Source organism: Catenibacterium sp. co_0103, assembly GCF_004168205.1.
GTDB lineage: Bacteria > Bacillota_I > Bacilli_A > Erysipelotrichales > Coprobacillaceae > Catenibacterium > Catenibacterium mitsuoka_A.
Genome location: NZ_RCYB01000080.1, coordinates 1 through 9089 on the forward strand (window position 1 = coordinate 1; position 9089 = coordinate 9089).

12 protein-coding genes are annotated in these 9089 nt (G+C 34.1%); all 12 read left to right on the forward strand.

What is annotated here, in order from left to right:
- Window positions 1-308 precede the first annotated feature (308 nt).
- The 12 genes from EAI80_RS10450 (at window position 309) to EAI80_RS10505 (ending at window position 8756) form a co-directional block, all read left to right on the forward strand.
- Complete coding sequence (locus tag EAI80_RS10450) at window positions 309-659, forward strand: hypothetical protein (protein ID WP_129981971.1); 351 nt, start codon at window positions 309-311, stop codon at window positions 657-659.
- Window positions 660-673: 14 nt separating this feature from the next.
- Complete coding sequence (locus EAI80_RS10455) at window positions 674-1018, forward strand: hypothetical protein (protein ID WP_238634571.1); 345 nt, start codon at window positions 674-676, stop codon at window positions 1016-1018.
- A gap of 166 nt (window positions 1019-1184) precedes the next feature.
- Window positions 1185-1709 carry a hypothetical protein gene (locus EAI80_RS10460; protein WP_129981973.1) on the forward strand — a complete coding sequence of 175 codons (525 nt, stop codon included), beginning with the start codon at window positions 1185-1187 and terminating at the stop codon, window positions 1707-1709.
- Between the two features lie 61 nt (window positions 1710-1770).
- Window positions 1771-2649: a MurR/RpiR family transcriptional regulator gene (locus EAI80_RS10465; protein WP_129981974.1), complete on the forward strand. Its 879-nt coding sequence runs from the start codon at window positions 1771-1773 to the stop codon at window positions 2647-2649.
- A 40-nt stretch (window positions 2650-2689) separates the two neighbouring features.
- On the forward strand, window positions 2690-3520 hold the full coding sequence (locus EAI80_RS10470; protein ID WP_129981975.1) for an energy-coupling factor transporter ATPase: 831 nt from the start codon (window positions 2690-2692) through the stop codon (window positions 3518-3520).
- Window positions 3496-4347, forward strand: a complete 852-nt coding sequence (locus EAI80_RS10475) for an energy-coupling factor transporter ATPase (RefSeq protein ID WP_129981976.1) — start codon at window positions 3496-3498, stop codon at window positions 4345-4347. The genes EAI80_RS10470 and EAI80_RS10475 overlap by 25 nt, the downstream gene beginning before the upstream one ends.
- Window positions 4340-5140: an energy-coupling factor transporter transmembrane protein EcfT gene (locus tag EAI80_RS10480; protein WP_022425033.1), complete on the forward strand. Its 801-nt coding sequence runs from the start codon at window positions 4340-4342 to the stop codon at window positions 5138-5140. The genes EAI80_RS10475 and EAI80_RS10480 overlap by 8 nt, the downstream gene beginning before the upstream one ends.
- Window positions 5137-5874: a tRNA pseudouridine(38-40) synthase TruA gene (truA, locus tag EAI80_RS10485; protein ID WP_129981977.1), complete on the forward strand. Its 738-nt coding sequence runs from the start codon at window positions 5137-5139 to the stop codon at window positions 5872-5874. The genes EAI80_RS10480 and truA overlap by 4 nt, the downstream gene beginning before the upstream one ends.
- Window positions 5858-6736 carry a PHP domain-containing protein gene (locus tag EAI80_RS10490; RefSeq protein WP_129981978.1) on the forward strand — a complete coding sequence of 293 codons (879 nt, stop codon included), beginning with the start codon at window positions 5858-5860 and terminating at the stop codon, window positions 6734-6736. Before truA ends, EAI80_RS10490 begins: the two co-directional genes overlap by 17 nt.
- A gap of 217 nt (window positions 6737-6953) precedes the next feature.
- Window positions 6954-7388 carry a 50S ribosomal protein L13 gene (gene rplM / locus EAI80_RS10495; RefSeq protein WP_006505660.1) on the forward strand — a complete coding sequence of 145 codons (435 nt, stop codon included), beginning with the start codon at window positions 6954-6956 and terminating at the stop codon, window positions 7386-7388.
- A gap of 12 nt (window positions 7389-7400) precedes the next feature.
- Window positions 7401-7793 (forward strand): 30S ribosomal protein S9, encoded by a 393-nt coding sequence (gene rpsI, locus EAI80_RS10500; protein ID WP_006505661.1) that lies wholly within the window; start codon window positions 7401-7403, stop codon window positions 7791-7793.
- A 216-nt stretch (window positions 7794-8009) separates the two neighbouring features.
- Entirely contained in the window at window positions 8010-8756 is a 747-nt protein-coding gene (locus tag EAI80_RS10505) for a TSUP family transporter (protein ID WP_129981979.1), read from the forward strand.
- The last annotated feature ends 333 nt before the right edge of the window (window positions 8757-9089 follow it).

Below are 9089 nucleotides of genomic sequence, written 5' to 3' on the forward strand. Positions count from 1 at the left end.
ATCCTTTTTTTCTTTCTATAGATTTATTGACCTTAAGAACATGATAAATGATTTATGAAATAAACAAAACAGATAGCAGAAAACTGCCCCTAAAAAGTTGACAGCATAAAAGCAAAGCCAGGAGTTCATACCCCTGACTTTTTCAAAGCTTGAGTAAACCCCAAGTCTATTTAGTTACTCGGTATTCACAAATTCATAAAATGTAAGGGCTTCTCTTTGTGAACTAGGTTTAAAGTGGTTTTTAAATTATTGTTATTGAGTTTGTATAAGACTATGATGAACTCGTAAAGAAAAGAGGAGGAGCAATTATGAATATAGATATTAATAAGATTTTAGATCAAGCAAAGGAATCATATGATCGTTATTTCAAGGATACACCAAAATTACCAGAAAACCATGGGCAGGATGTAGTCTTTAACAAAGAAAAGATGAGGGAAATAATCAATGAAAAAGTGAATCAGCTTGAAGGACATGTCAATAACTTAAATACACTCAAGAAAGAACTTGAAGGTGAATCTGCAATGGTTCTTAATAACACATTCCCTAAAGATAAAGAAGAATATACTAAGACAACTGTGAACCAGATGCTTAAAGATTATGAAGAAGAAAGAAAAAGAATTGATGATTTAGAAAAGAAGCTTGATGAAATCAAGAAATAATGGAGGAAATAATTATGAATACTAACAAAATTATTGAAAAAGCAAAAGAATCTTATGATCGTTACTTTAAAGATGCACCAGTTTTACCAGACAATCATGAACAAGATGTGGTTTGTAATACAGAAGAAATCGAAAAAATCATTGAAAAAAAGAAAGCTCAGTTGGATGGTCATGTAGAAAACCTCAATGCATTAAAGAAAGAAATCGAAGTGATAGCAACAGATAAATTAAATAAGACATTTACAGAAGATGCTGCTGAATATGCAAAGAAAGCTGTTAATCAGATGTTAGCTGATTATGAAGAAGAAAATAACAGAATTGCAGATTTAAAGAAAAAATTAGCTACACTTAAGAAATAATACCAGATGAATTCTGGTATTTTTTTTACGAAAAATTCATTCACACAATTTCACATTGTAAGGGAATTCATTTGTATATGTTGTTTACAATTGAAAAAATACTGTTGTCATCGTGTAAATTCTTGATTATGATACAACTGTAATCGGAAAGGAGGGAGTCACTAGTATGAAATCAAACATAAAAAGCCTTCAGCAAGCTTCTTATACATATTCCACTGACCCTCGACAAGTCAGCATAAAGCGTCCAAAACCTTCAGTAAATCAAACTCCCGCTTCCGATCACTATAATATATCTCTACATATATTATCCACTCAGTTGAAGTGCGATGATAAAGATGAGCTTTATAAGAAGGCTATTAGTAGAGCAAAAGATTCATTCAATCGTTATTTTAGTGATCAGAAACATTTAAAAGATATTGATAAGAATAACGATATATTTATAAATGTAGATAAACTTGAGGAAACATATGATGAAAAGAAGAATCAGTTAATGGGTCATATGGAAAATCTAGAAGCAATAAAAAAAGAACTAAATGAACGTGCTAAAAACAGCATAGGACATTATTTCTCAAAAGAGAAAAATCAATACTATATGGATGAAGTCGATCATCTTTATTCTAGCTATCAAGAAGAACAAAGACGACTGAAAGAATTTAAACAAAAGATAGAAGACTTAAAGAAAACAGCCTAAAAGCTGTTTTCTTTGCGTTTTAGACCTCTTTTCACTATAATGGGCGATAGAGGTGAAAACTATGATCATTCATCAAATTGAACAAACACATTTCAGTGATTCTGAAGCACTCATTATCCAATTTATTTTAAATAAAGGCATGGATATTAAAAATATGACTACTAAAGAGATTGCAGAAGCTACTTTTACTAGCCCTTCACTATTAATACGTATCGCGAAGAAAATAGGTTATGATGGCTGGAATCAATTCAAACAAGCATTTCTAGAAGAATTAGAGTATATGTATGCATCTCAAGACATTGATGCATCTATTCCGTTTCTAATAAGTGATGATATTTCTGTCATATCAAATAATATATTTAAACTACATGAAGAGACAATAGAAGATACAAAAAACTTGATGAAACATGATGATCTCATGAATGCATTAAAACTCTTAAGAGATGCCAAGTATATTGATATCTATACTCGCCCTAATAAACAACATTTGGCTCAATCTTTTGCCCAAAAGATGTATTCTATTCAAGAACGTGTTGATACCGTTATGATATCTGGTAATGACCTAGTTCAAGCATCCATGAGTGGGCCTGAACACTGTGCCATTATTATCTCTTATTCTGGTGAAACAACACATATAATCCATCTTGCGAAGAAACTAAAAAGTAAACATACACCAATTATTGCGATTACTAGTATCTCTAAAAGTACACTTGTTAAATTATCAGATGTGAGCTTAAGAATCTCATCAAGAGAAATGTTGAATACTAAGATTGGTGATTTTGCATCCACTGAATCTATTACCTGTATTTTAGATATTCTTTATAGCTGTTATTTCTCACTTAACTATAAAGAAAATCTTAACTATAAACTCAGTATTGCCGGGGAAATAGATGATCAGTACTCAGAATATGAATATATTGATGAAACAAAAATAAAATGATACACTTAGAACACGTGTTTTAATAATTAGGAGGCTAACCATGGCAAATGCGGTAGATATAAATAATCTAAGTTTTGAGTACGAAGAAGGTGCCAAAACAATTGATCAAATTTCTTTTTCAGTACCTAAAGGCAGCTATACAGTTGTATTAGGTCATAATGGTTCTGGTAAAAGTACTATTGCAAAATTAATCATAGGATTACTAGAACCAAAAACAGGTGATATCACTGTTGATGGTATCCACTTAGATGAAGAACATCTCTATGATGTCAGAGAAAAGGTAGGTATTGTATTCCAAAATCCTGATAACCAGTTTATTGGTTCAACAGTCAGAGATGATATTGCCTTTGGTTTAGAGAACCTATGTGTTCCTACAGAAGATATGGAAGATATCATTCAGACATATGCGAAAAAAGTTAATATGACTGAATTCCTAGATCATGAACCTACAAAACTTTCAGGAGGACAGAAGCAGCGTGTCGCTATTGCAGGAATTCTTGCAATGCATCCATCTATTATTATTTTAGATGAAGCCACAAGCATGCTTGATCCTCGTGGTAAGATTGAAATCAACAATCTTGTTCATGAACTCAATCAAACACAGAATATGACTATTCTCTCTATTACCCATGATATAGAAGAAGCAGCTCTTTCAGATCATGTCATATTATTAGATAATGGTCACATTATTGATGAAGGAACTCCTGAAAAAGTATTAACACAAAAGGAAGAGTTAGAACGTATTGGTTTAGATGTACCATTTGCCTATAAGATTTCTAAAAAACTTCATGATTCAGGATATCCAATTAAACCAATCATAAACAAAGAAAAGCTGGTGAAAGAATTATGTCAATTGAATTTAAAAAAGTAAATTATATATATGGAGAAAACACTCCATTTTCATATATTGCCTTAAAGGATGTCTCTTTAAAAATCCCTCAGGGTTCCTTTACAGCTCTTATTGGTCATACTGGAAGTGGTAAATCTACTCTCATCCAGCATATCAATGCCTTACTTTTACCATCTAATGGTGAAGTAGATATTGATGAATTTGTGATTCGTGCTGGAGAAAAACCAGAAGTACTTAAACCATTGAGAAAAAAAGCAGGATTAGTCTTCCAGTTCCCAGAATATCAGTTGTTTGAAGAAACAATTGAGAAAGATATTATCTTTGGTCCTACTAACTTTGGTATGTCTGAAGAAGAGGCGAAAGAACGTGCAGGTAAGGTATTGAAGCTTGTTGGCTTAGATGAATCATATCTTGAAAGATCACCATTTGAATTATCAGGTGGACAAAAAAGAAGAGTAGCCATTGCTGGAATACTTGCCATGGAACCAGATATTCTTGTCTTAGATGAACCAACAGCAGGTTTAGATCCACAAGGGGCTAAAGAAATGTTGGAACTATTTAAGAAGTTCCAGGAAAGTGGTAAGACAGTTATCATGGTCTCTCATGATATGAACCATGTATTACAATATTGTGATCATGTAGTAGTCATGAACCATGGTGAAGTAGAACGATATTGCGATGTAGATGAACTCTTTAGTGAAAGAGATTATCTTGAATCAATGAGCATCGATTTACCAGTTATTACTGATTTCATTCAGGAACTTAATATGGGTGGTTTCCATATCAACCCATCTATTAAAGATATAGATGAATTAGTTGATGCAATAGGAGGAGAATACAATGGATAGCATGATCATAGGACGTTATCTTCCTCTTAACTCTTTTATACATAAAAGAGACCCACGTTTAAAAATAGGTCTTCTTTTATTATTCTTAATTGCTGTATTTTTTGATGCAGGTTTTATTGGTTATGGTATTTTATCTGCTTATGTCATTTTATGTCTTCTTTTGTCTAAGATTTCATTCAAGGATGTTATGAAGGCTATGAAGCCAATGATCTTCATGATGGCTTTTCTTGCCTTATTCAATCTCTTATTCTTACAGACTGGTTCTGTCGTATGTACTCTAGGACCTGTTAAAATCTATTCTGGAGCCCTAAAACAGACAGCCTATATTCTTATACGTTTAATCTTAATTATCTCTATGACAACCCTTCTAACAGCTTGTACAAAGCCATTAGACTTAACACTAGGTCTAGAAAAACTCTTTGGACCACTTAAGAAGGTTGGTTTCCCAACTCATGAAATTGCGATGATGATTTCTATCGCTTTACGATTCATTCCTACATTATTAGAAGAAACACAAAGAATCATGAAAGCACAGGCATCCAGAGGTGTAGACTTCCAGGAAGGCACATTTAAAGAGAAGGTATCCGCTATTGTCTCTTTAATTATTCCGTTATTTATCTCTGCCTTTATGCGTGCAGATGATCTCGCAAATGCTATGGAAAGTAGAAACTATAACCCAGAAGCAACAAGAACACGTTACCATCAGGTAAAGTGGGATTTAGGTGATACACTTTCTCTCATCTTTTCACTCATTGTTGTGACAGGTGTTGTAGTATTGAGCTTTATACTATGAGAATAAAATGTATAGTGACTTATGATGGTACACACTTCTATGGCTGGCAGATCCAGCCAGATAAACGTACAGTACAAGAAGAAATACAAAAAGCCATTTATAAGATCACTCATGAAGAAGTCACAATTCACTCATCAGGAAGAACAGATGCAGGTGTCCATGCAGTAGGACAGGTATTTCATTTTGATATCAATAAAGAAATACCTGAAAAACAATGGATCCGTGCCTTAAACAATTTCCTTCCTGAAGATATCTATATCAAAGATTCATTCATAGTTGATGAATCTTTTCATGCACGCTATAGTGCAAAAAAGAAAGAATATCGTTATCTTGTTTCTACAAAACCTTATAACCCAATTGAGAGACTCTATGTCTATCAGCACAATCGTCCATTAGATATAGAAGCTATGAGGGAATGTGCTCAAATCTTTCTAGGAGAACATGACTTTGCCTCATTTTGTGTCTTTAACGGTTTAGGGGATACAATCCGTGTTATAGAAACAATTGATATACAAGAAGAAGATGGGATTGTCACAATGAGATTTGTAGGCAATGGATTCAGGCGCTATATGGTACGTTTAATCTCTGGTGCACTTATTCAAGTAGGATCTCATTGGCGTACAAAGGAACTTGTAGAAGAACTACTTGAATCAAAAGGAAAGAAAAAATGTTTATTTAAGGCCAAACCAGAAGGTCTTTACTTACAGGAAGTGTATTATGAAGAAGATGATTAACTATCATACCCACACATATCGCTGTGGACATGCAGTAGGAAATGAATATGAAATGATAGAAGCAGCATTACATGAAGGCTATCAAGAAATAGGCATGAGCTGTCATATCGCTTTACCTCATTACCGTTCTCATCTTTTTCATTCACTTCCTTCAATTCGTTCTATTCAAGGTCTTAAATCATGTATAGGTGCTTTTTTAAGAAATGGTCCTAAGATGCGTATGCCTTATGATGAAAAAGAAGATTATCTAGATGCGCTTAATAACTGTCAGAAGCATTTTCACTATATCAAGATATATAAGGGATTTGAGGCAGAATACTTCGAAGACTACCTAGATTACTATCAGAACTTATTAAGCTCTGGAGAAGTTGATTATTTGATTCTAGGGCATCATTTCCATAAACATAGCATCCATGACTGTTACTATGGAAGAAAGAATCTTACAAAAAAAGATTTACTCAATTATGTCGAAGAATTAGAAAAAGCCATGGATACTGGACTATTCACTTACATTGCCCATCCAGATCTCTTTTTAATGGGATATGGGAAAATAGACGATGTCAGTAAAGAAGTCATCTTACGTATATGTAAGAAGGCAAAAGCCACACACACCCCTCTAGAACTTAATGCAGGAGGTGTACGTAAAGGTGAAGTGAAGATGAATGGGAAGGATGTTTATCCTTATGCCAATGCCTATTTCTTCCAGATTGCCTCTATGATAGGCAATGATATTATTCTTGGATTAGATGCTCATTCACCTGAACAACTCAGCTGCGAGATGTATCATTACATAGAAAAACTAGCTAAAGAATTTCATCTTCATGTTCTTGATCACATCGAATTCAAGAAAGGAAAACAATAGAAAAATTCAAGAGAATTTTTCCTTTAATCATTGACAAAAGTGCGAGTGTTGCTATAATAAGATTGTTCTGTTCGAGGGGTATTACACCTTGATACAAGAATGCATGAGTTTGTTTGTTCAGGAAACAGTCTGACCCTTATCAACGGACAATACGTTTCCCTGGATAAAATCATTTTAAAAAGACCCCGGTAAGGTTATTTTAAAAGGAGAAAAAAGAATGAGACAAACAACAATGGCTAAAGAAGCCACAATTGAAAGAAAATGGTATGTTGTAGATGCAACTGGTCTTACATTAGGTCGTTTAGCATCTCAGGTTGCTACAGTATTAAGAGGTAAGAACAAGCCTACTTATACTCCACATGTAGACACTGGTGACTATGTAGTTATCATCAATGCAGAAAAAGTAGTAATGACAGGTAAGAAGTTAGACAAGGTGAAGTACTATCACCATTCTGGATTCTTAGGTGGTTTAAAAGTTAAAACTGCTAGACAGTTCCAGGAACAGAATCCAACTGGATTCGTAGAAACTGCCATCAAAGGTATGCTTCCACACAACACTCTTGGCAGACAGCAGGCTAAGAAATTATTTGTTTATGCTGGTAGTGAACATCCACATGCTGCTCAGAAACCAGTAGAATTAAAGTTAAAGTAGGAGGAAGAATAAATGGCAAACGTACAGTACAGAGGAACAGGTCGTAGAAAATCTTCAGTAGCTCGTGTTATCTTAACACCAGGTACTGGTAAATGCGAAATCAACGGTAAGGCTGCTAAGGAATACCTTCCTTCAGACGTATTATTAATGATCGTTGACCAGCCATTAGAATTAACTGGTACAAAGGATAAGTTCGATGTAAAAGTTAATGTTAATGGTGGAGGTATCTCAGGTCAGGCTGGTGCTATCCGTCATGGTATCGCAAGAGCTTTACTTGAAGCTGGTTCTGATTACAGACCAACATTAAAGGCTGCTGGCTTATTAACTCGTGATTCAAGAGTTAAAGAACGTAAGAAATACGGTCTTAAAAAAGCAAGACGTGCTCCACAGTTCTCAAAGAGATAATATTATTTATCACTTATTACAAGAGACATTCAAAAACTCCCTTTTGGGAGTTTTTGTTTTACCTTAAAATAGAGTTTTTGAACTTTGCTAGATACTGTCTAACAAAACATATTAAATTTTTCTCAGATAAAAAGGTAGTTTACATCTCTTTCCTAAATCGCTACAATAGAAAATCGAGGTATTCACCTCTTATATCTTATGTAAAGGAAAAGGAAAATGGGAATTTATTTCATTGTATGTCCGTTAGTCTTTCTAGCGGGCTTTGTAGATTCAATTGCAGGTGGGGGAGGTCTAATTTCGCTTCCAGCCTATATGTTTGCAGGAATACCAGTACACGCTGCAATTGCGACAAATAAGCTATCATCATCAACAGGCACTGTTGTATCGACTGCAAGACTTATTAAGAATAAAAAAGTAGATTGGGGATTTGTACCAGGAACAGTCATTGGCGCACTCATTGGTTCTGTCGCAGGCGCAAATCTTACACTCATTATGAGTGATCATATTTTAAAGATGGTACTAGTTGTTCTTTTACCAGTTGTCGTAATCTGTGTATTAAAAGATAAGAATATGGATGTAGAAGTTCCAGTGGGAATGACAAAGACTAAACAGTATTTGATTGCGATTGTGTGCTCATTTGTGATTGGCTGCTATGATGGATTCTATGGTCCAGGGACAGGTACATTCTTATTACTAGTATTTACTAAGTTTGCGAAAATGCCAATAGATAAGGCAACAGGAAATGTAAAGGTAGTAAATCTATCTTCAAACATTTCAGCATTAGTCACATTTATCTTAGCAGGAAAGATTTTATGGGGATTAGGACTTGCTGCTTCATGCTTTAGTATTGCAGGACATTATGTAGGTGCTGGAATGATTGTGAATAACGGTTCTAAGATTATTAAACCAGTCATTCCAATTGTATTAGTATTATTAATTATTAAAGTTGTATCAGGAATATAGTATTAAAAGGACTGAACTCAATAATGGATTCAGTCCTTAATATATGTTTTCTTATTGAGCATTCTTTACTTTATAAGAAAAATAAGTAAAATGCAAGATTACAGTCCATCAAGGATAGGCATCTGATTCCAATGTGATAATGTCTCAATGTATCCAAGTTGATAATGTCCCAATTGGGACATTATCAACTTGCCGTGTTAAACTATAACCTCCATGGGAGGTTATTATGAGAAAGGTTGAATTGAGAATGAATGAGCAGAATAAATATGAAATAATTAAGAAGCTTGTAGACACAAATGGAAACAAGAAGAGAGCAGCTACTAAGCTTGGCTG

Coding starts and splice junctions, on each gene's coding strand:
- EAI80_RS10450 (WP_129981971.1), top strand. CDS start 309: ATGAATATAGATATTAATAAGATTTTAGATCAAGCAAAGGAATCATAT.
- EAI80_RS10455 (WP_238634571.1), top strand. CDS start 674: ATGAATACTAACAAAATTATTGAAAAAGCAAAAGAATCTTATGATCGT.
- EAI80_RS10460 (WP_129981973.1), top strand. CDS start 1,185: ATGAAATCAAACATAAAAAGCCTTCAGCAAGCTTCTTATACATATTCC.
- EAI80_RS10465 (WP_129981974.1), top strand. CDS start 1,771: ATGATCATTCATCAAATTGAACAAACACATTTCAGTGATTCTGAAGCA.
- EAI80_RS10470 (WP_129981975.1), top strand. CDS start 2,690: ATGGCAAATGCGGTAGATATAAATAATCTAAGTTTTGAGTACGAAGAA.
- EAI80_RS10475 (WP_129981976.1), top strand. CDS start 3,496: ATGTCAATTGAATTTAAAAAAGTAAATTATATATATGGAGAAAACACT.
- EAI80_RS10480 (WP_022425033.1), top strand. CDS start 4,340: ATGGATAGCATGATCATAGGACGTTATCTTCCTCTTAACTCTTTTATA.
- truA (WP_129981977.1), top strand. CDS start 5,137: ATGAGAATAAAATGTATAGTGACTTATGATGGTACACACTTCTATGGC.
- EAI80_RS10490 (WP_129981978.1), top strand. CDS start 5,858: ATGAAGAAGATGATTAACTATCATACCCACACATATCGCTGTGGACAT.
- rplM (WP_006505660.1), top strand. CDS start 6,954: ATGAGACAAACAACAATGGCTAAAGAAGCCACAATTGAAAGAAAATGG.
- rpsI (WP_006505661.1), top strand. CDS start 7,401: ATGGCAAACGTACAGTACAGAGGAACAGGTCGTAGAAAATCTTCAGTA.
- EAI80_RS10505 (WP_129981979.1), top strand. CDS start 8,010: ATGGGAATTTATTTCATTGTATGTCCGTTAGTCTTTCTAGCGGGCTTT.